Source organism: Mesorhizobium erdmanii USDA 3471, assembly GCF_000472705.1.
GTDB lineage: Bacteria > Pseudomonadota > Alphaproteobacteria > Rhizobiales > Rhizobiaceae > Mesorhizobium > Mesorhizobium erdmanii.
Genome location: NZ_AXAE01000017.1, coordinates 93,209 through 114,579, shown reverse-complemented (window position 1 = coordinate 114,579; position 21,371 = coordinate 93,209). Strand labels below are relative to the sequence as shown.

The window sequence follows — 21,371 nt, the reverse complement described above, 5'->3', positions numbered from 1 at the left end:
TGAGGGGAAACGACGGGAGGAACAGGGTGGAGACCGCCACTGCGAGGCACGGTTCGCCCGAAGCGAATGAGAGCCTGATTCACCGCGGCACCAACCAGAGCGGCATGCGCGACCACAACGAGCGGCTGGTGCTCTCGCTGGTGCGCCAGCATGGCAGTCTGGCGAAATCCGACATCGCCCGCATGACCGGACTTTCGGCGCAGACCGTTTCGGTCATCATGCGCGAACTCGAAGAAGAAGGCCTGCTGCTGCGCCAGGCGCCGCTGCGCGGCAAGATCGGCCAGCCTTCCATCCCGATGGCGCTCAATCCCGAAGGCGCTTTCTTCATCGGCCTCAAGATCGGCAGACGCAGCGCCGAACTGGTGCTGATCGATTTTCTCGGGCATGTGCGCGCGATGCTGCAGCACTCTTACCGTTATCCGGCACCGCGCGAGACGGTGGAATTCGTCACCGAAGGCATGAAAAAGATGCGCGGCGAGCTGACGCTGGCGCAGGACAAGCGCATCGCCGGCCTCGGCATCGCCATGCCGTTCGAACTGTGGAACTGGGCCGACACCGCGGGTGCGCCACGCGATGTCATGGACGAATGGCGACACCGCGACATCCGCGCCGATATCCAGGGGCAATGCGATTTTCCGGTTTATCTGCAGAACGACGCGACCTCTGCCTGCGGCGCCGAGCTCGTCTTCGGTCAGGCGGGCGGCGCGCGTGACTTCGTCTATTTCTATATCGGCGCCTTCGCCGGCGGCGGCATCGTGCTCAACGGCCGGCTGTTCGGCGGCCCAACCGGCAATGCCGGCGCGCTCGGCTCCATGCCGGTGCCCGGGCCGGACGGCAAGCCGACCCAGTTGATCGACGTCGCCTCCATCGCCATGCTGGAGAAAGCGCTCAATGCGCGTGGCGTCGAGGCCTCGCATCTGTGGACCTCGCCCGAGGATTGGGGCGAGATCGGTTCCGAACTCGACGACTGGATCGCCAGCGCCTCACAGGCGCTTGCCTATGCCATCGTCGCGGCCTCCTCGGTCATCGATTTCGAGGCAGCGGTGATCGACGGCTGGATGCCGCTGGCGGTGCGCCGCCGGTTGGTCGATGCCATCATCGCGGCGATCGCGACAATCGACGGCGAGGGCCTGAAACTTCCCTCCGTCCGTGAGGGGACAGTCGGCATCCACGCGCGCGCGCTCGGCGGCGCCAGCCTGCCGCTGTCCGAACGCTTCCTGATCAGTTCGACGACGATTTCCAGGAGCGCCTGAATGCTGATCGGAATCCCGGCACTGCTCGGTCCGGACTTGCTGGCGACATTGCGCGCCATGGGCCATGGCGACGAGATCGCGCTGGTCGACGGAAATTATCCGGCCGAGGAACAGGCAAAGCGCCTCATCCGTGCCGACGGTCATCCGCTCATTCCAATGCTCGACGCGATACTGAGCGTCCTGCCGGTCGATGACGCTGTGCCGGAGGCGCTGTTTCGTGCGTCCGTGAAAGGCGACCCCTCGCTCGCCGATCCGGTCCATCACGAGATCGAGGCGATCTGCGCCAAACGCGCGCCCGGCCGCAAGGTGGTTGCACTGGCCGGCGCCGACTTCTATGCACGGGTCAAATCGGCGCATGCCATCGTCGCGACAAGCGAACCGCGGCTCTTCGCCAACATCATCATCCGCAAGGGCGTGATCTATCCGCCGGAAACCAGGAAGCCATGATCCTCTGCTGCGGCGAAGCCCTGATCGACATGTTGCCGCGCACGACGACGCAAGGTGAGCCTGCCTTCGCGCCCTATGTCGGTGGCGCGGTGTTCAACTCAGCGATCGCACTTGGCCGGCTGGGTGCGCCGGCCGGTTTCTTTTCGGGCCTGTCGTCGGATCTTTTCGGTGGCCAGTTCCGGGATGCGCTGGGCGCGAGCAAGGTCAGTTCCACCTACGCGCACACCTCGCCCAGGCCGACCACGCTGGCCTTCGTGAGGCTCACCAACGGCCAGGCGACCTACACCTTCTATGACGAGAACACCGCCGGGCGCATGCTGACAATCGACGACCTGCCGACGCTCGGCAGCGAGATCGAGGCCATGCTGTTCGGCGCCATCAGCCTTATCTCGGAGCCCGCCGGCAGCGCCTATGAAGAGTTCATGCGGCGCGAGTATGCGAGCCGCGTCATGATGCTCGATCCCAACATCCGGCCGAACTTCATCCCGGACAAGGCAAAGCACCTGAGGCGCATCCGCGCCATGATGGCGATGGCCGACATCGTGAAACTGTCGGACGAAGACCTGCACTGGTTCGGCGAGGCCGGCTCGCATGAGGATGTCATCCGCAACTGGCTCGATCGCGGCCCCAAACTGATCGTTGTGACCCATGGCAGCGAAGGTGCTGTCGGCTACACCAAGGACCATGCCATCACCGTAATGCCGGAAAAGGTCGAGGTGGTCGACACGGTCGGCGCCGGCGATACGTTCAACGCCGGCATCCTTGCCTCATTGCATGAACAGGGCCTGCTGACGAAAGCGGCCATCGCCGGCCTCACGCAGGACGCCATCCGCAAGGCCCTGGCGCTCGGCGCCAAGGCGGCAGCGGTGACAGTGTCGCGCGCTGGCGCCAATCCGCCCTGGCGGCATGAAATCGCCTGAACAACGCTCACCTTAAGTTGAGCCAACCGATCACTTTATGTTTCGCAGGGCCGATCCCAGGCGCTATAAAGGCGCGATTGCGCCCGGCGAAGCCCGGATTTCCGGCATCTCGCTTGGATTCGCCTGAAATCAGAGGTAACAGACGGCGATATCCGGGCAATTGACAGCCCTGGCTGTCCGGCTTCCTCGCCAGGCGCAACTCTGGTACCAGCGGGCCGTTATCTGGCTGAACAGCCTGGTTAAAATCGTTTTTGAGGCCGACATGCAGTTCATTGATCTTGGCGCGCAGCGCGAACGCATCCGCGACCAGCTGAAGGCCGCGATCGATCATGTCGTCGAGGACGGCCGCTACATCCTCGGTCCGCAGGTCGCGGAATTCGAGAAGAAGCTCGCCGCCTATGTAGGGACCAAGCATGTCGTGGCCTGCGCCAACGGCACCGATGCGCTGCTGTTGCCGCTTTTTGCCGCCGGCATCGGCCCGGGCGATGCTGTGTTCGTGCCGAGCTTCACCTTCGCCGCCACAGCCGAAGTGGTGGCGCTGGCCAAGGCCGAACCGGTCTTCGTCGATGTCGATCCGATGGGCTACAACGTCGACATCGCCAGCCTCGAGGCAGCCATCGCCATGATCAAGAGGGATGGAAGGCTGAAGCCGAAGGCGATCATCCCGGTCGACCTGTTCGGCCTTGCCGCCGACTATGAGGCCATCATGGCCATCGCCGACCGCGAAGGGCTGTTGGTGATCGAGGACGCCGCCCAGTCGATGGGCGGGTCGCTTGACGGCAAGATGTGCGGTGCCTTCGGCCATGTCGGGTCGACCAGCTTCTACCCGGCCAAGCCGCTGGGCTGCTATGGCGACGGCGGCGCGATGTTCACCAATGACGACGCGATGGCGGACAAGCTGCGTTCCTTCGCCTTCCACGGCAAGGGCGAGACGCAATATGACAATGTCCGCGTCGGCATCAATTCGCGGCTCGACACCCTGCAGGCGGCAATCCTCATCGAAAAGCTTGCCATTCTCGAAGACGAGATGGTGGCGCGCCAGGTGGTGGCTAGCCGCTATGCCGAAGGGCTCGGCGATATCGTGACAGCCGCCCGGAACCTCGACGGCAGCCGTTCGGCCTGGGCGCAGTACGCTATCGAGACGCCCAAGCGAGACGGGTTGAAGGCGCATCTGGGCGAAAAGGGCATTCCGTCGGTGATCTACTATGTGAAGCCGCTGCACGAGCAGGTGGCCTATCGCGACTACCCGCGCACTCCGACCGGCCTTGCGGTTTCGGAAGACCTGCCGAAGCGGATCCTGTGCCTGCCGATGCATCCCTATCTCAGCGAAGCCGACCAGGACCGCATCATCGAAACGATCCGCAACTATATCGGCTCGAACTCGGCACAGGCCGCAGCCGAGTAAACGTCGAAGTCAGCCGATATCGGCGCGGTTCAGCGGTGCGTTGGAGCGTTTGAGTTCAAATGCACCGCAGAAATTGCCGTTCGGCTGCCCGTTCCCGAGACGGTAACCGCGCGGCAATGCAATATGCAGACGCCTGCTGCGAAGACCAGGGTTCCGAGAACCCATGACAACCAGATTCGATGGTCGACCGACAGTTCGACGACGGTTACGATCAGGAAACTGCCGGCTATGAAATGGCTGCGGTCGTCCAGAATGCGGATCGTCCTCAAGATTGCCCCTAGCAGCACCGCGTACACGATCATGCCCAGGGCGCCCAGTTCGTACCACAGGTCGAAGACGATATTATGCGCGCTTGGGAGATCCACCAGCGTGTAATATGTGGGATTAACGACAACGTCTGCAGCGTTTCTAATCGTGTTCGCGCCGTGGCCAAGGAACGGCTTGTCCACGATATGGGGAGCGATCATCTGCCAGAGATCTAGCCTAGCGGCGAAGGTTCCCGGATAAAAGGCCAGCCATCCCGTCGTCTTGAGCAAGTCGAAGACAGGCCCCGCGATGAAAGGGGCAATCAGCGCAAGAGACAGATAGATCGCGAAGAATCCGACCAAGGCATGTTGCCGGCGGCTAGCGGGGACGACAAAGATGATCGCGACAACGACGATCGCCAGATTGACACCCGTCGATTGACCGTAGGCCAATGTCAGCACGGCAAAAAGAACAGCAAGCCCCTTCCAGATCGGCGCCGGCTGGGCGAGAAGGACGACCGCGAAGAACGCTCCATAGACGGTGATCTTGTGCAGCGTGAAAACATTTTCGACAAATCGCGGATCGTCGGTCAAGAACGCAAAATACAATTCCCTGCCGATCACCGACAGCAAGCCGATGGTCAAGCCGATCAACGAGACCCTCGCTAGCCGCTCGCATTGGGCTCTGGTCAGCGCGAGCATGCCCTGAACCTGCAGGACGGCAGCGATCGAGTAGAAAAGAACGCCAGTCCCCGCCGCGAGCGAGCGGCTCAAGTCCACCGACCAAAGCATGCTCGACAGAACCAGACCGGACACGAGAGCAAGAGTGACCGCGAGGCGGATTGTTCCGCCAGCGAAGCGTGCCCGCTTCGCCAGGAGACTGAGCGTGCTTAATAGCGCCGCAACAATGGCCAGGACGGTGGGCGACATTTCGATGAAGGCAAAAAGCGCGGGTGAGATGGCGTACAAGCCCATCAACATCCTGAGCGCTATCTCATCACGATTGCAGGTCCATACCGAAAGATCGCCCAGAACGAGCGCACGACATCTATGCGAAAACGACATTGAACTACCGACTCAGGAACCCGCTCGCACAGCATAGGCGATCGAAGAGGATTTTCCACTTCAATGCCCGTGATCGCCGCCGCCAGCCCCTGTCCTGCCGCTCGCGATAAAATGCGGGTTGGCGAAATCGCTGTCGGTTGGCTGGTCGCGCTTGCCGTAGGCCAATGGCTTGCCATCCAGGGTCCGCGTCATGCCGCCAGCGGCGCGCAGCACCGCATCGCCGGCCGCGGTGTCCCACTCCATGGTGCGGCCGAAACGCGGGTAGACGTCGGCTTCCGCTGCCGCGAGTAGGCAGAATTTCAGCGATGAGCCCACCGAGACGATCTCCGCAGTGCCGAGATCGCGAATGAAGGCATCGGTTTCAGGCGTGTTGTGCGAGCGGCTGGCAACGACCGCGAGCGGCGTGCCCCCTGCCCGCACCGTGATCGGCCGGCGGCCGACGATATGGTAATCGCCGTCGAGCTCCAGGGATTCCGCCCTACCCGGCAGACCGGAGAAGAAGCGGCCGGTGCAAGGCGCGAAGACGACGCCGATTTCCGGGACGCCATGGCGGACAAGCGCGATGTTGACGGTGAAGTCGGTGCGACGATTGACGAATTCCTTGGTGCCGTCGAGCGGATCGATGAGGAAGAAGGCGTCGCCAAGATCAGCCGGCATAATGCCGGCCGCCGCTTCCTCCTCGGCCACGCAGGGAATGTCGGGGAACGCGGCGCGCAGGCCGGCGAGAATGATCTTCTCGCTCTCACGGTCCGCCTCGGTTACCGGCGAGGAGTCCGATTTGCGATCAACCGCGCAGCCGGCGTGGAACACGCGCATGACCTCGCGTCCAGCGGCCAAAGCCAGCTGTTCGAAGATGTCGAGCATCGACCTGTCGTCAGATACCGCCGCCACTGTCATATTGGTCTTCGGCAATGTCACGCTCGTTCAGCCAGTGTTCCAGGGCATCTACCATCTCTTCCGCCGATCTGCCGAGCGTCTTCAGATGGATTTCCGGTTTTTCCGGCGCTTCGTAAGGCGAATCCACACCGGTGAAGTTCTTGATCTCCCCTTTCAGCGCGCGGGCATAGAGGCCCTTCGGATCGCGCTTGGCGCATTCTTCGAACGGCGTATCGACAAACACCTCGATGAATTCACCATCGGCCATCAGCTCACGTGCCATGCGCCGCTCGGCGCTGAAGGGCGAAATGAACGAGACGATGACGATCAACCCGGCATCGGCCATCAGCTTGGCCACTTCAGCCACGCGGCGGATGTTCTCGACGCGGTCGGCGTCGGTGAAGCCGAGATCGCGGTTGAGACCGTGGCGGACATTGTCGCCGTCGAGGATATAGGTGTGCCGGCCGGTGGCGAACAGCTTCTTCTCGAACAGATTGGCGATGGTCGACTTGCCGGAGCCCGAAAGCCCGGTGAACCAGAAGACGGCGGGCCGCTGGTTCTTCATGTCGGCGCGCACGCGCTTGCCGACATCGAGCGATTGCCAGTGGATGTTCTCGGCGCGACGCAGCGAATGCACGATCATGCCAGCGCCGACCGTGGCATTGCTGATGCGGTCGATCAGGATGAAGGCGCCGGTGGTGCGGTTCTCCGCGAAAGGATCGAAGGCGATCGGCGCCCGCGTCGAGATGTTGCAGATGCCGACTTCGTTCATTTCAAGCGACTTGGCCGCCTCATGGGCGAAGTCGTTGACATTGATGCGGTATTTCAGGTCGGTGACGGTGGCGCTGGTCTGGTCGGTTTCGGTTCGCAGGATGTAGGAACGGCCCGGCAACAGCGCATGCTCGTCAAACCAGACGATGTTGGCGGCGAACTGATCGGCGACCTGCGGCCGGGCGGCCGGGGAGACCAGCATATTGCCTCTGGAAACCTCGACCTCGTCGTCAAGAACGAGCGTGATCGCCTGGCCGGCCACCGCCTGCTTGAGATCGCCGCCATAAGCGACGATGCGTTTGATATGCGACGACTTGCCGGATTTGGCGACGACGACCTCGTCGCCTTGTGCGATGGCACCTGACGCGATCGTGCCGGCGAAGCCGCGGAAGTCGAGATTCGGGCGATTGACGTATTGCACCGGAAAACGGAACGGCAGTTCGACAGCGGCCTCTTCCACCGAAACAGTCTCGAGGTGCTCGATCAGCGTCGGGCCGGAGTACCATTGCATGTTGTCGGAGCGGCCGCTGACATTGTCACCGTAGCGAGCCGACATCGGGATCGGCACGATGCTCTGGAAGCCGAGATCGCGCGAGAATTGTCCGTAGTCTTCAACGATCCGGTCGAAAATAGCCTGATCGAAATCGACGAGATCGATCTTGTTGACCGCCAGCACGATGTGGCGGATGCCGAGCAGCGAGGCGATGATCGAATGGCGTCTGGTCTGGCGCAGCACCCCTTGCCGGGCATCGATCAGCACGATCGCTAGGTCGGCGGTGGAGGCGCCTGTCGCCATGTTGCGGGTATACTGTTCGTGGCCGGGCGTGTCGGCGACGATGAACTTGCGCTTCGGCGTGGCAAAGAAACGGTAGGCGACATCGATGGTGATGCCTTGCTCGCGCTCGGCCTCGAGGCCGTCGACCAGCAGCGCGAAATCGATGTCGTCGCCGGTGGTGCCGTGCTTGCGCGAATCGCGTTCGAGCGCGGCAAGCTGGTCCTCGAATATCTGCTTGGTGTCGGACAACAGGCGTCCTATCAGCGTCGACTTGCCGTCATCGACCGAACCGCAGGTCAGGAAGCGCAAGAGCGACTTCTTCTCCTGCGCGGCCAGATAGTCGCGGACGCTGTCGGTCGGGGCGAGGCTTTTTGCCATGATGTGACGCATGGTCAGAAATACCCCTCGCGCTTCTTCTTTTCCATCGAGCCAGCCTCATCACGGTCGATCAGGCGACCCTGGCGCTCGGAGGTGCGCGCGGTCAGCATCTCGCCGACGATGGCTTCGAGCGTGTCGGCGGCGGATTCGATAGCGCCGGTCAGCGGATAGCAGCCCAAAGTGCGGAACCGCACCAGCCGGTTCTCGACGGTCTCGCCGGGACGCAGTTTCATGCGATCGTCGTCATTGAGGATCAGCATCCCATCGCGTTCCACCACCGGCCGCTCCTTGGCGAAATAGAGCGGCACGATCGGGATGTTCTCCTGCAGGATGTACTGCCAGATATCGAGTTCGGTCCAGTTCGACAGCGGGAAGACGCGGATCGATTCGCCCGATGCGATGCGCGTGTTGAAGATCTTCCACATCTCGGGCCGCTGGTTCTTCGGATCCCAGACATGCTGGGCATTGCGGAAAGAGAAGATGCGCTCCTTGGCGCGCGACTTCTCCTCGTCGCGGCGGGCGCCGCCGAAGGCGGCATCGAAACCATATTTGTCGAGCGCCTGGCGCAGCGCCACGGTCTTCATCACATGGGTGTGGGTGTTCGAGCCGTGATCGAACGGATTGATGTTGTCGCGCACGCCGTCTTCGTTGACATGAACCAGAAGGTCGAAGCCGAGTTTTTGGGCCATCTGATCGCGAAAAGCGATCATTTCGCGGAATTTCCAGGTGGTGTCGACGTGAAGAAACGGAAACGGCGGCTTGGCCGGATAGAATGCCTTCATAGCCAGATGCATCAGCACGGATGAATCCTTGCCGACCGAATAGAGCATCACCGGCTTGGAGAAGGCGGCCGCAACCTCGCGGAATATGTGGATGGATTCAGCTTCAAGCCGCTGCAGATGCGTAAGTGCTATGGTCATGGACTGTGAGCGTTCTCTCGTGCCTTGCGCCGGAAGGCCTTGCGTCAAATCAACGAGCTTTTTGCGCCCGGTTCAAGCTTTGCTTCTGGACAAAGTGTTTCGTGCGGGCGTTCTAGCAGATCGGCGCACGGCAGAACAATGCAAGACGAGCCCGGCAGCGACCAGTTCGAGAATGAATTTTCCATGATTTCGGCGGATCCCGGAAATTTCTCCTCCCGGGGTCTGCCGAGGCGAAAGAGCGGGAAAAATATTGCTTGAATAGACCGACTGTAAATCGTCCGCGAGCCTCCCCTGATCGGCCGGCACCGGATGGCGGTTTTCGAGCGGCAATTTGACCTCGCACACTATCGAAGAGACCGCCCAGCCGCTATACCAGCCCGGGGACGATGGCAGGTGCATCAGGAGGACGGGTAATTTCGAGGCGAGCGCACTCGTCAAGCAAGGCGCGCCGCAATGAAAGATGCCCAAGAAATAGCGAGCCCGAGACTTGAGCCGGCTTTCATCCCTGCGACAGCAATTCACGCCTTCCCGGGTCAATATCGGCTTCTCCATTCTATGCTTCTTTTGCCCCCCAGTTCTGGGATCGGCTGTCAGCTTCGTGTTCAATGGGGGAGGCCTGTGGTCCGTCCTGTTGGTCGCCTTCAGGAAAAGACGTTTCAATGTCGACCCTGCGATGATGGCGCTGACGATCGCGATCTATGCCTATTGCGCCGCCAATCTGGTGGCTTCCCTTGTCAACGGTGCGATCGCCAGGGATGCGCTACGCCTGGTCCCGCTCGTCACCTTCCTGCTTTTCCCGATCTCCTATTCGACGTGGAGCATCACCCAGAAGACGACGCTTGTCCGGGTCATCGTGCTCAGCAGCATGGCAGCCTGTTTTGCTGCGCTGCTGCTGGCCGTTATCCAGCAATATGGGCTTGGGATGAGGGCTAAGGGTGGGGCCGGCAATGCGATCGTGTTCGCGGAGGTCCTCTGCCTTGCCGTAATGGTCTGTGTGGCTGCGGCCTTGTCGGGTATCGAGAGACACAGGAACGTCCTTATCTGCGCTGCGCTCGGCGGAACGATCGCCATCGTCTATTCCGGTACGCGCATCATATGGCTGTCGCTACTGCTCACCGGCATTGCGGTCCTAGCAATCAACCAGCAGCGGCTGAGAGGGAGGAATGCCGTTCGCCTGCTGTTGCTGTTGTCGGCGGTCGGCGTCGTGGTCGCTGCTGTCGGCTTCCAGACCATATCCGGGCGCGTCGACTTTCTTCGCGCCGACTGGGATGGGCTTGGGGCACAGGGCAATTACAGCACCTCGTTGGGATTCCGGGTTGCCCTTTGGGACATAGGCCTGAAGGCGTTCCGGGAGACTCCATGGTTTGGACATGGCGTGGGTGCCACCCAATCCTTGATAAGACGGGGTTTTCGGGATCAGTTCGGGATGGATGCCGGTTTCAATCATTTCCACAACGGCTTTCTGACGGCCCTGGTGCAGGCTGGAATCCTGGGAGCGGTGACGCTGGCGGCGATCTTTGTCGTTGCAGCCAGAAATGCCGCACAAGTCCTGCGAAAAAGCGCCGATCCGATCGAACGTTTTGGCGCTACGATGATCGTCATCGTGGTGATCACCTATCTCACGGCCGGCATGACGGGCATCCTGGTTGGTCACGACATTCTGGATTCAGTGCTGATGGTCTTCCTGGTGTCCGGAACCTATCTTGCCTCCGGACGTCAGGCTCCGTTGCCGCAGGACCAAGCACTTGCGCCAGCGACGGAAGATCGGCCGCTTCTACCGGCCACCCAATAGCCGTTTCAGGGCAAAGCCAATGAAAGTCCTGGTTACAGGCGCGACGGGCTTTATCGGCCGCCAAGTGGTGCATCGGCTTCGTGAGGCGGGGGCGGAGCTTCGCCTCGCATCCCGGCATCCGGAAAGGCTCGGTCCGGGACATGACGCAGTGCTGATGCCAGAGTTCGATACGCCGGTGGCTGCCTTCCTGGCGCTTACCAGGGATGTCACGGATGTCGTCCATTGCGCGGGCCTCAACAATGATGAAGGCAACGCCACCGAAGCCGATTTTCGAGCCGCCAATGCGCAATTGAGCGCACGGCTGGCGCAAGCCGCCGCCGAACAGGCAAGCGGACGCTTTATCCAGCTCTCCTCGATCCGGGCGGTGATCGGCGCGCGCGTCAGCGCAACGATCGACGAGGACACGATACCCGATCCGCAATGCGCCTATGGGCGCTCGAAGCGCGAAGCGGAGATCGGAGTTCTGGACGCCTATGCATCGCGCGGCCGTTCCGACGCCACCGTACTGCGGCTGCCCCCTGTCCATGGAAGCGGCATGAAAGGAAACCTGGCGACGTTGATGCGCCTGGCCGATACAAGCGTGCCGCTGCCGAAAGGCGCACTGACGGGAAAACGCTCGCTGCTGTCATCGCAATCCGCGGCAGGAGCGATATGGCATCTGCTGAACCGTTCGGGACCGCTGCGCCCGATCTATATTGCCAGCGATGTGCCGCCGGTCTCGATCGCTGGCATCGTCGGCGCCTTTCGCAGTGGTTTCGGACGGCCGAAGCGCCTGATCGCCGGGCCGGCCTGGCCGCTGCGGGCAGCCGCGATCCTCCTGGGCAAACGGACGGCCTGGGACAGCATGACCGCAACGCAGATATGCGACCCGTCCCTGCTCGTGTCCGAAGGCTGGCTGCCGGAAACCGGCACGCTGGAGCGGCTGGCCGAGATAGCGCGGCTTGGAAACGCTCAATCGCCGCCGTTGCGGTAGAGCGTTGCGAACAGGATGCGAAGGTCGAGCCAGAACGACGCCCTCCTGAGATAGGCGGCATCCGTTTCGGCCAGAAGCCGCGGGTTCGACATGTCGATGCCCCTGACCTGGGCCATGCCGGTAATGCCCGGACGTACCTCCAAGACCCCCAGCTGCCTTCGACGCTCGATCAGTTCCGTCTGCGTCGGCAGGCAAGGGCGCGGCCCGACCAGGCTCATCTCGCCCCGCAGGACATTCCAGAATTGCGGCAGTTCATCGAGCTTGAATTTCCGCAAGGTCCTTCCGACCGGGGTCACGGCATTCGGTGGCGCCTCGTGTGAGGGCAAGGACGGCGTTCCCTGGACCATCGTGCGCAACTTGTGGCAGCGAAACAACGCACCATCGCGGCCAACCCGCATTTGCGAAAAAATCACAGGACCTGGCGAGGATGCGCGCACCGCAAGGGCGCAGAGCAATAGAATGGGCGACGTCACCAACAACAGCAGGGCTGTCCCGACGAGATCGAAGGCTCGCTTCAGTCCGTTCACGGCCATTCCCTGATCACGCGAACAATTCCAGGAAAGTGCGAAACGGCGGCAGCGCGAGCCGCGGGATCGATATCCAGGCAACAATCTCGCCATTCAACCGCCCGCTGCAACGTCTCTAACCTGCTTGCCCGACTGGTCTGGGGCCAGTTTGCTGCCGCGTGTCGGCCGGCGCCGGAGTCTGCGGCCGATGGAGTTCGGCCAACACGGCAAGGGCGGAGGCCTTATCCTGGTTCTTCATTGCCGCCTGCAGCGCAGCCAGCGCGGACTGGACCGCCGGCCACGCCACGACATCGGTCCTGAGACCGAAGATCTTGGCGATGTCGAGCGTAATGATCTCTTCATTGGCGCCCTGGAGCGTCTCATGCAGCTTCTCACCGGGCCTGATGCCGGTGAAGCGGATCGGGATGTCCGCATAGGGCGTCTTGCCGGCCATGCGGATCATGGTTTCCGCGACTTCGAGAATCGGCACGGGTTTGCCCATGTCCAGCATGTAGATGGCATAGTCGTCCATGCCGTTGCGCGACTGTGCGTCGGCGGCGGCCATGATGACGAGGTCGACGGCTTCCGCCACTGTCATGAAATATCGCGTCATGCGCCGATCGGTAATGGTGACCGGACCACCAGCTTCGATCTGCGCCTGGAAGATCGTCGCCACCGAACCATTGGAGCCAAATACGTTGCCGAACCGCACAGCTATGAACTTGGTACCGGAACGGCGCCCGTCCGACGCGATCGTGTGGCTTTCGTGCAGGGAACTGACGAGCTGCTCGGCCGCTCTCTTCGTGATGCCAAGCACCGAGGTCGGATCCACGGCCTTGTCGCTCGATATGAGCAGGAACTGCGGAACGCCGCACTTGGCGGCAACCTCAGCGCAGACAAGCGTGCCGAAAACATTGGTCTGAATTGCCGATTCCCAGTTCTCCTCGAGCAGCGGAACGTGCTTGAGCGCCGCGGCATGAAAGATGATGTCCGGTTTGAACTCAGTGACGACACGCGTCATCTGGCGCCGGTCCGCGACATCGACGATGCGGACCTTCAGGCGATCATGGTCGCTCTCGTCGACATATTGGCTCAACTGGAAGATGCCGAACTCGGAATTGTCGGCGACCAGCACCGCCCCTGCCCCCAGTTCCAGCGACCGCTTGACCAGTGTGCGGCCGATGGACCCGGCCCCTCCCGTCACCAGGACACGCTTGCCGCCGACAAAGGCACCGATGCGTTCGATATCGGACGGCACCGTCGGGCGGCGCAGGATCGTTTCCATCTCGACCTCGTCGAGAACGATCCTTCCCTCCTGCCCCAGCTGCGAAAGCCTCGAGAACTGGAAGACGGCCATGCCGCCATGGCGGGCGATGCGCACAAGCTCGGAATACTCCTCGATCTCATGCTCGACGCCGCTGCCGAAAATAACCAGGTCGATGCTCTTGGTGCCGGCGGCATAGTCCTCCAGCACATCGATGAGGCGTGGCCGGGACGCCACCACGGGAACACCTCGAATGCGTGTGCCCAAGGGTGCGCCGCGCTCGGTCGCCATGATGCCGGCGATGGAATAGTCGGCCGGCTCCGCCGTGCGCGTGAAGCGAATGATCAGGTCGGCTTCGCCGAGCCGACCGACGAACAGCGCCCGCTTGGCCTGCGCCTTATCAGTCTTCAGGGTGACGATGCCCCAACTCGCGCCGTCGCGAAGGAACCGGTAGAACAGCCGAGGCGCCGATATAATGGTGAAGGAAACGAGGAAGAAGACGATGAATTGACGCTCGTTGAGGCCAGCCACGGGCTGGAAGAAACGGGACGCCAGCGAAACAGCATAAAGCACGACCGTCAGAATCGCACAGCTTTTCAGAATGTTGAAAAAGTCAGGGGTCGAGGCAAAGCGCCAGATCGTGGTGTAGAGACCACAATATCGAAACAGCAAATGGCTGATGAGAACGACCCCGGCCCAGGTGGCAAAGCCTTCGTCGGAGAATGCATCGAACGAAAGGTCTGACCTGGAGAGGACAAGACTAAGCGCCACGGCGATCAGGACCATGACCATGTCCTGGACCATGATGATGGCGCGCCGCATCTTCGGCCGGAATCCGGATACGGCATTTACATAGGAAGTCATTGGCTAGTACTGAACTCCGGGCATGAGAACTTCAACACCAATCCCGCGCCAGACCGAATGCCATTCGTCGCCGGCCGCCTGTTCTTAGCGTCAAATCCTCGGCCCCCGCCGCCTCTATCGCATAGCGTGGAGTTGAGGCCGTCGCCAGAGATTTTTTCACAGGCCGTTGATTTGGACGAGGTACGTCGACAAAGATATCGCGCAACAGCAAGCACAAAAGTAGCCATTGCTTATAGAACTGACAGGCAACTCAGGTAACCGTCGGAAAGATTTAAGGTTCACGCTGTTGTCACGAGCAGGTCAGCGACACAAATTGGCTGCGGCTTGACATCCTTTCTGCAGCGCTACGTCAACGCTTTCGTTCATCGATATTTTTGAAGTTCTCTAGGAAACGCCGGGTGACCGTCGAAGCGATTTTTGGTTGACAGAGGAACCTGCTGCAATATGACGGCCTTCCCTCTCACCGGCCAAAGCGAAATGATGAAATTTGGATCGAGTGGCCTTCGAGGCTTGGCTGCGGAACTCGTCGGGAGACCGAGTGGACTTTACACCGAGGCTTTCGCCTGGCGCCTGGCTGCCGGCGGGATTCAGCCCGGGGCCATGGTGCTGATAGGTCGTGACTTACGCGACAGCAGCCCGACCATCGCCGCCAACTGTATGAAAGCCCTGGCGGCAAGTGGTCTTCAACCGATCGATTGTGGCGCCATTCCAACGCCGGCTTTGGCGCTTTACGGCAAGCAGCATGGCGCAGCGGCACTTATGGTCACGGGCTCGCATATTCCCTCTGATCGCAACGGCATCAAGTTTTACGGCCCGCACGGCGAGATCAGCAAGGCCGACGAAGCGGCCATGGCACGATACGCCGCCGAGAGATCGGATTCCTATTGCGCGCCGCCGTCAATAGAAACGGCTTTTCCGGTACATCACGACCAGGCGATGGCGGCCTACCGCGCGCGCGCCGGCGATATATTGGAGGCCGGCTCGCTTTCACGCCTGAGAGTCGGCGTTTATCAGCACAGTTCGGTCGCGGCGGACCTGCTGGTCGAGATTCTCCAATCCCTTGGTGCCAGCGTGACGCCTCTCGGCAAGTCGGACATCTTCGTGCCTGTTGACACCGAAGCCGTGAGCCCGGCCACACTTTCGAAATTCAAAGATTGGGCTAGGGAATTCAACCTCGACGCCATCGTGTCGACAGATGCCGACGCCGACCGGCCGCTCATCGCCGACGAGAACGGCGATCTCTTTCGCGGCGACCTGATCGGCCTCGCCACGGCTTTGTTCTTGCGGGCAGACGTCGTGGTGACGCCGGTGACCTCCAATTCGGGTATTTCGAAAGCCTTCGGTTTGGAGGTGGTGAGAACGAAGGTCGGATCTCCCTTTGTCATAGAAGCCATGGAAGCCTCGTACCGTGCCGGTCGGATCGTTGTCGGCTTTGAGGCCAATGGCGGCGTTCTCCTCGGGTCAGATTGTCCCCTGCACGGAAAGACGTTGGCGGCATTGCCGACGCGGGATTCGATGCTCCCCATCCTCTGCGTCCTCGGCCTGGTTGCATCGACGGGAAATACGCTGTCGCGTCAGCGCGAGCTTTGGAAGCTTCCGGCGTGCGCCAGCGAGCGCCTCGAGAACTTTCCCGTGGAAAGTTCGCGCGGTTTGATGGAAAGACTAGCGGATCGGGATGCACTGCAGCAGTTTCTGGCGCCTTTCGGGACTGTTGCAGACGTCGATGAAACCGACGGCCTCAGGGCGCGAATGCAGACTGGTGAGATCATTCATTTGCGGCCGTCCGGCAACGCGCCTGAACTCCGGTGCTATTCGGAGGCCGCGAACCAGGACAGAGCGACGGCAATCGTGGCGTTGACGCTTGAAAGGGCGCGGGCAATCGCATCCGCGGATTAAACAGCGGCCGTCTTGTGAAGATGGTTCTCGCGCTGGCGCCTTCCGACGGCGGTCACTGCGTTCGCAGGCCTCATGCGAGAACAGCACGGCGTTCCCCAAAAAAAGATCGCGATCGCGGTCACCTTGTGACAATGAAGAAACGCTCGGGCCGATAGAACACGGGGGGCACCGCCCGACCACGCGCCTTGAAACGGTTCGATTTCAGATGCGACCCAGGACGAATGCGAGATAGAGCCCCAGGGTCCCGGCAAGAGTCTGCCGATAGACACCGCTCGCGGGCAGAGTGCGCAGACGCTGGAAAAGACTGCCCTGCCGGCCGCTTGCAAACAGGTCGAGGCATGCCATGGCATCCGGCGTAAGGAGGTCGCGATTGGCCGCCAGACCGGCAAGATTGAGATCGGTCCAGTCGGCAAACTCGCCCTTGAACAGGCGCCCAAGCCGCGAGACCCTTGCCCGCCACGACACGTTGGCGCCGACAAGGTTCGCCGCGTGCTGCCGGTAGCGCACCAGCGGCCGCGGGTCGTAGTGGACAACGCCGCCGGCGCCTGTGACAACCAGATAGGCCCACCAGTCGTGGCTGACGAAGCCCGTGCGTGCCGAAGCCCTCGCCAACAGATCGCGTGCCGCGCGGTTGAGCAGGATGGTGTTGCCGCCGGCGATGCTTTGCACGAGCGCGTTGCGGAAGGATGGCGGCCGCCGAAACAATGGGGAGTGGCCGACCAGGCTTCCCGTTTCGATCATGGTCGCGGTTCGCGAGCAGAACATCAGCGGAGTTTCGGCATCAAAGGCCTGCATCCATTGGATGGCGCTTTCGAGCCTGTCCGGCTCCCAGACGTCGTCCTGGTCGCTGAAGGCATAGAAGTCCGCATCGATGCGCCGATCGAGGATCATCGACCGGAAATTAGCGGCGAATCCTTGGCGCGGCCCCGCCACCAAGGTGATTCGACCTTTTGTCCAGCGAGACTTCCAACCCTCGATGATGGGAACCGTGCCGTCGACGGAGCCATCATCCGAAATCCAAAGGTCGATGAGCGGATGCGACTGCGCAAGCAGGGATTGCAACTGCTCCTCAATGAACGCGGCGCCGTCCCTCGTGCCCATCAGCACAGCTATGCGCAGATCTGCCCTATCCACCGATGTCAAACACCTGGTCTGAGAGTGTCATATCCGACGGCATCACGCTCGTTGTCGGAAACTGAGCTCGCCTTGGGTCGCCTGCCGGCGCTTTGGGCTATCGGCGTTGGGGCTAGCCTTGTCTCGATGTCGAGTTTTGCGGGGCCGCGAACGACCATGCTTAGATTTTGTATTGTGGAGAAAGCGCGCCGTATCTCGGTTTCGGGTCCGAACACGGCTTTCAGGGAAGCATTCATTAGGCCGTACTAAACTCCAGGCTTGCGGACATGAGCGCCATAAAGTGCGAACACGAAGATCATTCGTGGCCGGTCACTCATCTAAAAATGCCATCCCCGACCCCGCCGTCCCGTAACGCATAATGCGGACCTGGGAGCAGGGCTAGCGGTTTTTTCGGCAGGTCGACTGGTAACGGTGGGGTTGGCGCCCTTATTCTGTGCCAGCTGTTGCCGAGTGCGCGGGGAGCCCGGCGATTTGTACGCTCCCGCAACGTCAGCGTGTATCTCGTTTGCCGCAGTTGACTCTGCTCCCGACCTCGTTACGACGCAATGCGTTGCCATGGGCTCCTTGAAATGGCTATTAGGAGAGGGGCTTGGTGGTTCGCTATGGCCGGCGAAGATAATGCGCCAGAATAAGAGATTGCGATACCTCCAACGATGATTGCGGCACTAAACGGCGCTTTTGACGACATCTCCAGGGCCATGAGGCTGCACAGGGTCTGGATCGCGCTGGCCCATGAGGACATCGGCGACCAGCACAGACGCACGACTCTCGGACCGCTTTGGCTGCTGGTCAATTACGTGGCGTTCGTGGGAACGTTCGTCTTCGTCTTCCAGCCAGCCGGCAGAGATGCGGCGGGTTATTCCGCCTATGTCGCGATCGGCCTTCTGGTATGGTTCTACCTCATGGAAGTGATGTCCATGAGCGTGTCGCTTTTTCAACGCGAGGAAAGCTTTATAGAAGGCACGACGCTGCCCTTGTTCGTGTACGTGATGCGACTGGGTTTGCAGTCCGTCATCAGAGCCGGCTATGCGATCGCAGGTTGCGTCGCCATTCTGGTCTTTAGCGGCTCCCCGGTCGCCACTCCATGGCTTTGGTCGTTGGCAGGATTGCTGTTGATTTTGTTCGCCACGCCAGCCCTTATCACCGTGTTCGCGTTTCTTGGGGCTTTCTTTCCCGACAGCCAGTTCATCGTGGGCAATTTGTTGCGGGTCGGCATGTTTTTCACGCCCGTCTTCTGGATGAACAACAGCCAAGATCCCATCCAAAAATACGCCTACGAGTGGAACCCGTTCACCTATTTTCTGGAGATCGTCCGTTTGCCGATCATAAATGGAGAGTTTCCGGCTCACGCCTTCACTGTAACGATCCTCGCATCGTTATTTACATGGGCGATTGCCTTGCTGCTGCTTGGCCGATATCGCAAGCAAATCGTCTTCCTTATCTGAGTTATCGATGGTCTCTATCAAGCTGAACAACGTTAGCCTTGTTTACAAGTTGCACGAGAAGCTGACGCTTTCCGCGCCGGACCGGCGCGTGGCCGGGCCAGGCGGTAGAATCGAAGGCTCGGGCAGAAAGCAGTTTGTGCAGGCGCTCGATGGAGTCAGTTTCGACCTCAAGGCCGGCGACCGATTGGGCCTTGTCGGCCCTAATGGAGCAGGCAAGACCACCCTTCTCAAGGTGCTGTACGGCATATACGAGCCAACGGACGGAAGCGTCGACATCGAAGGCAAAGTCGACGCCCTCTTCAACATCAACATAGGCTTCCGCCGCGAGGCCACCGGCCGCCGGAATATCGTGCTGCGAGGATTGATCAGCGGATGGACGGAAGCCGAGATCGAAGAGAAGATGGAGGACATCATCGCCTTTAGCGAGCTGGGAGATTTCATCGATCTGCCGTTCAAGGCCTACAGCCAAGGCATGGCCGCCAGACTGGCCTTTTCCGCAGCGACAGCGCTTGATCCCGAGATTCTGCTGATGGACGAGTGGATCGGCGCCGGCGACGCCTCTTTCCAGGAGAAAGCCAAAAGGCGCATGGACGAACTGGCGGAAAAGGCTGGCATCATCGTGCTGGCGAGCCATAGTGAGGCGCTCATACAAAGTGTGTGCACGAAGAAACTGACGCTCAGGAGCGGCCGAATTGAATCGTTCACGACAGAGCCGGTTAAGCGCGTTGGAGCTGTGGCTAAGTCGTCGTAATCCTGTTTCCGGGATCATCTGACCTGGTCATTCGGCCCACGTAATTTGAAACCCGCTCATGAAGGAAAAGGCCGCCATGAACGCATTTGGTGTAAATAATAATGGCACTCTCATTAGCCACGGAGGCATCTTTTATACCAAGATGATAGATATTCTCGCAACATTTCTTAATCCTAGGGCGTATTTCGAGATTGGAACTGATGCTGGAGTATCCCTCAAGGCGATGAAATGCGCCAGCGTTGCCGTCGATCCTCAATTCAGGCTTGCCGAAAACGTAATCGGCTCCAAACCTTCTCTGCATATGTTCCAGATGCCGAGCGATGATTTCTTTCGCGACCACTCCCCGATTGACTACTTGAGGCGGCCTATCGAACTTGCCTTCCTCGATGGAATGCATCGATTCGAGTATCTTCTGAGAGATTTCTCCAACACGGAAAGATATTGCGGAAAGAATTCCATTATCTTACTGCATGACTGCCTCCCGACCACAACCGAGATGATTAGCCGTGTTCACACTCGTGGCGCTTGGGCAGGAGATGTCTGGAAGATCCTCCCTGCGTTACGAAAGTACAGACCTGACCTGCAGATCACGTATTTGGATTGTCCTCCGACCGGCTTGGTGGCAATCACGAACCTGGATCCAGATTCGTCAACCATTTTGGATGGCTACTTCTCAATCGTAAGGGAATTCATAGAGGTTGACGGCAAAGCGCTTAAGGAATTTTACTCGCGACTCGCCTTGACCAAGAGCGCCGACCTCCAATCGCACGAAGAGATCACCAAGCTGTTTTGGCTATAGAGGATAGGCTGAAGCTGAAAACTGGTGAACGAGGCTTCAACCGCTTGATCGCTCAATTGATTACCGATACCAAGAATCGAGGGATAAAAGGCGGTACAGGAGCGGATATGATCATAGGTCCAGACTTTATCTGGCTTCATTTCCCCAAGTGCGCTGGAACTACCTTGGAATTGGTGTTGCGCGACCTCTTACAAGGCAGGCCTGCCATTGAGTTCGACGATATCGACGATGTGAGCGGTCGATGGCATCACACTATAGCCGCGCGCCAAGCGGCTGATCCCAGTTTCGACCCATCTGGAAAGCGGGTGTTTGCTTGTATTCGCCGCTTGCCGTCATGGATTATGAGCATGGTTATCTTCGAAGCGACGCGTAACGAACACCTGGTTGCTACCCGCGAAATGATTATCCGCGGCCAATGTTTCGATGGAACTTACGTTAATTCCGCCGATGACTACATGGACCTCTTCAACATGGATGTTCACCATTGGCTTCGTACGGAGCATCTAGCCGCCGACGTAGCGAAGGCGTTCGATCTTCAACAAGCCGACGTTGCCGATGCCCTGATACGATACAGGTCAAATGTTACGCCACCCTATATAAGAAACACCGAGTTCTGGTTTACAGAAGAGGATCTTAGTACCCTCTATGCGAACAATCCGCTCTGGGCTTCGGTCGAAGACAGGGTGTACGGGGGCCACACCCCCGCCTCCTTGCTGCGGAGTTTGGTCGACCCATTGGTGAGTTGAATACGACTAAACAACTGATGGCTTAGCACAGCTGATGCCACACCATGGACTGAAATCCACCATATGATCGCTGCGCACCGTCCAGCAGTTTATTTATTCGTATTTGAGCAGAACTGAGATTTATGGAAATTTGGAACTTAAGGCCA

General features: G+C 60.2%; 18 protein-coding genes. 11 read left to right on the top strand and 7 right to left on the bottom strand.

Going from position 1 to position 21,371, the window contains the following annotated elements; genetic code table 11:
- Nucleotides 1–26 precede the first annotated feature (26 nt).
- The 4 genes from A3AU_RS0114630 to A3AU_RS0114615 all read left to right on the top strand — a co-directional run bounded on the left by A3AU_RS0114630 (nucleotide 27) and on the right by A3AU_RS0114615 (nucleotide 4,025).
- On the top strand, nucleotides 27–1,253 hold the full coding sequence (locus A3AU_RS0114630) for an ROK family transcriptional regulator (RefSeq protein ID WP_027053505.1): 1,227 nt from the start codon (nucleotides 27–29) through the stop codon (nucleotides 1,251–1,253).
- The gene (locus A3AU_RS0114625; RefSeq protein WP_027053504.1) at nucleotides 1,254–1,700 is read left to right on the top strand and encodes an RbsD/FucU family protein; all 447 of its coding nucleotides are present in this window, start codon (nucleotides 1,254–1,256) and stop codon (nucleotides 1,698–1,700) included.
- Nucleotides 1,697–2,620, top strand: a complete 924-nt coding sequence (locus A3AU_RS0114620; protein WP_027053503.1) for a carbohydrate kinase family protein — start codon at nucleotides 1,697–1,699, stop codon at nucleotides 2,618–2,620. Before A3AU_RS0114625 ends, A3AU_RS0114620 begins: the two co-directional genes overlap by 4 nt.
- Before the next feature lie 262 nt (nucleotides 2,621–2,882).
- On the top strand, nucleotides 2,883–4,025 hold the full coding sequence (locus tag A3AU_RS0114615; RefSeq protein ID WP_027053502.1) for a DegT/DnrJ/EryC1/StrS family aminotransferase: 1,143 nt from the start codon (nucleotides 2,883–2,885) through the stop codon (nucleotides 4,023–4,025).
- Nucleotides 4,026–4,054: 29 nt separating this feature from the next.
- Here the strand turns inward: A3AU_RS0114615 and A3AU_RS0114610 are convergent, their stop codons facing one another.
- The 4 genes from A3AU_RS0114610 to cysD all read right to left on the bottom strand — a co-directional run bounded on the left by A3AU_RS0114610 (nucleotide 4,055) and on the right by cysD (nucleotide 9,055).
- Nucleotides 4,055–5,239, bottom strand: a complete 1,185-nt coding sequence (locus tag A3AU_RS0114610) for an O-antigen ligase family protein (protein WP_161633509.1) — start codon at nucleotides 5,237–5,239, stop codon at nucleotides 4,055–4,057.
- A gap of 156 nt (nucleotides 5,240–5,395) precedes the next feature.
- The gene (cysQ, locus tag A3AU_RS0114605; protein WP_032917386.1) at nucleotides 5,396–6,199 is read right to left on the bottom strand and encodes a 3'(2'),5'-bisphosphate nucleotidase CysQ; all 804 of its coding nucleotides are present in this window, start codon (nucleotides 6,197–6,199) and stop codon (nucleotides 5,396–5,398) included.
- 10 nt (nucleotides 6,200–6,209) lie between these two features.
- Nucleotides 6,210–8,147: a sulfate adenylyltransferase subunit CysN gene (cysN, locus tag A3AU_RS0114600; RefSeq protein ID WP_027053499.1), complete on the bottom strand. Its 1,938-nt coding sequence runs from the start codon at nucleotides 8,145–8,147 to the stop codon at nucleotides 6,210–6,212.
- A 2-nt stretch (nucleotides 8,148–8,149) separates the two neighbouring features.
- Nucleotides 8,150–9,055, bottom strand: coding sequence for a sulfate adenylyltransferase subunit CysD (cysD, locus tag A3AU_RS0114595; protein ID WP_027053498.1), 906 nt, complete (start codon nucleotides 9,053–9,055; stop codon nucleotides 8,150–8,152).
- Nucleotides 9,056–9,542: 487 nt separating this feature from the next.
- Here cysD and A3AU_RS01000000135445 point away from each other — a divergent pair, with 487 nt between their 5' ends.
- A complete protein-coding gene (locus A3AU_RS01000000135445; protein WP_032917385.1) occupies nucleotides 9,543–10,847 on the top strand; it encodes an O-antigen ligase family protein in 1,305 nt (434 codons plus the stop codon).
- 19 nt (nucleotides 10,848–10,866) lie between these two features.
- On the top strand, nucleotides 10,867–11,820 hold the full coding sequence (locus tag A3AU_RS0114585) for an NAD-dependent epimerase/dehydratase family protein (RefSeq protein WP_027053497.1): 954 nt from the start codon (nucleotides 10,867–10,869) through the stop codon (nucleotides 11,818–11,820).
- On the opposite strand, the gene A3AU_RS0114580 is transcribed toward A3AU_RS0114585, so the two are convergent.
- Nucleotides 11,799–12,353, bottom strand: a complete 555-nt coding sequence (locus A3AU_RS0114580) for a sugar transferase (protein ID WP_027053496.1) — start codon at nucleotides 12,351–12,353, stop codon at nucleotides 11,799–11,801. The two genes, A3AU_RS0114585 and A3AU_RS0114580, sit on opposite strands and share 22 nt — an antisense overlap.
- A 109-nt stretch (nucleotides 12,354–12,462) precedes the next feature.
- Nucleotides 12,463–14,454 carry a nucleoside-diphosphate sugar epimerase/dehydratase gene (locus A3AU_RS0114570; protein WP_027053495.1) on the bottom strand — a complete coding sequence of 664 codons (1,992 nt, stop codon included), beginning with the start codon at nucleotides 14,452–14,454 and terminating at the stop codon, nucleotides 12,463–12,465.
- A gap of 444 nt (nucleotides 14,455–14,898) precedes the next feature.
- Between A3AU_RS0114570 and A3AU_RS0114565 the strand changes: the two genes are divergently transcribed.
- Complete coding sequence (locus tag A3AU_RS0114565) at nucleotides 14,899–16,350, top strand: phosphomannomutase (protein WP_154674591.1); 1,452 nt, start codon at nucleotides 14,899–14,901, stop codon at nucleotides 16,348–16,350.
- Nucleotides 16,351–16,551: 201 nt separating this feature from the next.
- On the opposite strand, the gene A3AU_RS0114560 is transcribed toward A3AU_RS0114565, so the two are convergent.
- Nucleotides 16,552–17,484: a glycosyltransferase family 2 protein gene (locus A3AU_RS0114560; protein ID WP_027053493.1), complete on the bottom strand. Its 933-nt coding sequence runs from the start codon at nucleotides 17,482–17,484 to the stop codon at nucleotides 16,552–16,554.
- 653 nt (nucleotides 17,485–18,137) lie between these two features.
- Between A3AU_RS0114560 and A3AU_RS0114555 the strand changes: the two genes are divergently transcribed.
- The 4 genes from A3AU_RS0114555 to A3AU_RS0114540 are packed head-to-tail and all read left to right on the top strand — an operon-like array spanning nucleotide 18,138 to nucleotide 21,225.
- Nucleotides 18,138–18,929, top strand: a complete 792-nt coding sequence (locus tag A3AU_RS0114555) for an ABC transporter permease (RefSeq protein WP_027053492.1) — start codon at nucleotides 18,138–18,140, stop codon at nucleotides 18,927–18,929.
- Nucleotides 18,930–18,936: 7 nt separating this feature from the next.
- Complete coding sequence (locus A3AU_RS0114550; protein WP_027053491.1) at nucleotides 18,937–19,680, top strand: ABC transporter ATP-binding protein; 744 nt, start codon at nucleotides 18,937–18,939, stop codon at nucleotides 19,678–19,680.
- Between the two features lie 58 nt (nucleotides 19,681–19,738).
- Nucleotides 19,739–20,479 (top strand): class I SAM-dependent methyltransferase, encoded by a 741-nt coding sequence (locus A3AU_RS01000000135440; protein WP_051355358.1) that lies wholly within the window; start codon nucleotides 19,739–19,741, stop codon nucleotides 20,477–20,479.
- Nucleotides 20,480–20,523: 44 nt separating this feature from the next.
- Nucleotides 20,524–21,225 carry a hypothetical protein gene (locus A3AU_RS0114540; protein WP_154674590.1) on the top strand — a complete coding sequence of 234 codons (702 nt, stop codon included), beginning with the start codon at nucleotides 20,524–20,526 and terminating at the stop codon, nucleotides 21,223–21,225.
- The last annotated feature ends 146 nt before the right edge of the window (nucleotides 21,226–21,371 follow it).

Excerpts from the sequence above, each read along its gene's own strand:
- cysD (WP_027053498.1), bottom strand. The coding sequence starts at position 9,055 with ATGACCATAGCACTTACGCATCTGCAGCGGCTTGAAGCTGAATCCATC.
- A3AU_RS01000000135440 (WP_051355358.1), top strand. The coding sequence starts at position 19,739 with ATGAAGGAAAAGGCCGCCATGAACGCATTTGGTGTAAATAATAATGGC.
- A3AU_RS0114555 (WP_027053492.1), top strand. The coding sequence starts at position 18,138 with ATGATTGCGGCACTAAACGGCGCTTTTGACGACATCTCCAGGGCCATG.
- cysQ (WP_032917386.1), bottom strand. The coding sequence starts at position 6,199 with ATGCTCGACATCTTCGAACAGCTGGCTTTGGCCGCTGGACGCGAGGTC.
- A3AU_RS0114620 (WP_027053503.1), top strand. The coding sequence starts at position 1,697 with ATGATCCTCTGCTGCGGCGAAGCCCTGATCGACATGTTGCCGCGCACG.
- A3AU_RS0114615 (WP_027053502.1), top strand. The coding sequence starts at position 2,883 with ATGCAGTTCATTGATCTTGGCGCGCAGCGCGAACGCATCCGCGACCAG.
- A3AU_RS0114625 (WP_027053504.1), top strand. The coding sequence starts at position 1,254 with ATGCTGATCGGAATCCCGGCACTGCTCGGTCCGGACTTGCTGGCGACA.
- A3AU_RS0114550 (WP_027053491.1), top strand. The coding sequence starts at position 18,937 with ATGGTCTCTATCAAGCTGAACAACGTTAGCCTTGTTTACAAGTTGCAC.
- A3AU_RS0114570 (WP_027053495.1), bottom strand. The coding sequence starts at position 14,454 with ATGACTTCCTATGTAAATGCCGTATCCGGATTCCGGCCGAAGATGCGG.
- A3AU_RS0114585 (WP_027053497.1), top strand. The coding sequence starts at position 10,867 with ATGAAAGTCCTGGTTACAGGCGCGACGGGCTTTATCGGCCGCCAAGTG.
- A3AU_RS0114565 (WP_154674591.1), top strand. The coding sequence starts at position 14,899 with ATGACGGCCTTCCCTCTCACCGGCCAAAGCGAAATGATGAAATTTGGA.
- cysN (WP_027053499.1), bottom strand. The coding sequence starts at position 8,147 with ATGCGTCACATCATGGCAAAAAGCCTCGCCCCGACCGACAGCGTCCGC.
- A3AU_RS0114580 (WP_027053496.1), bottom strand. The coding sequence starts at position 12,353 with ATGGCCGTGAACGGACTGAAGCGAGCCTTCGATCTCGTCGGGACAGCC.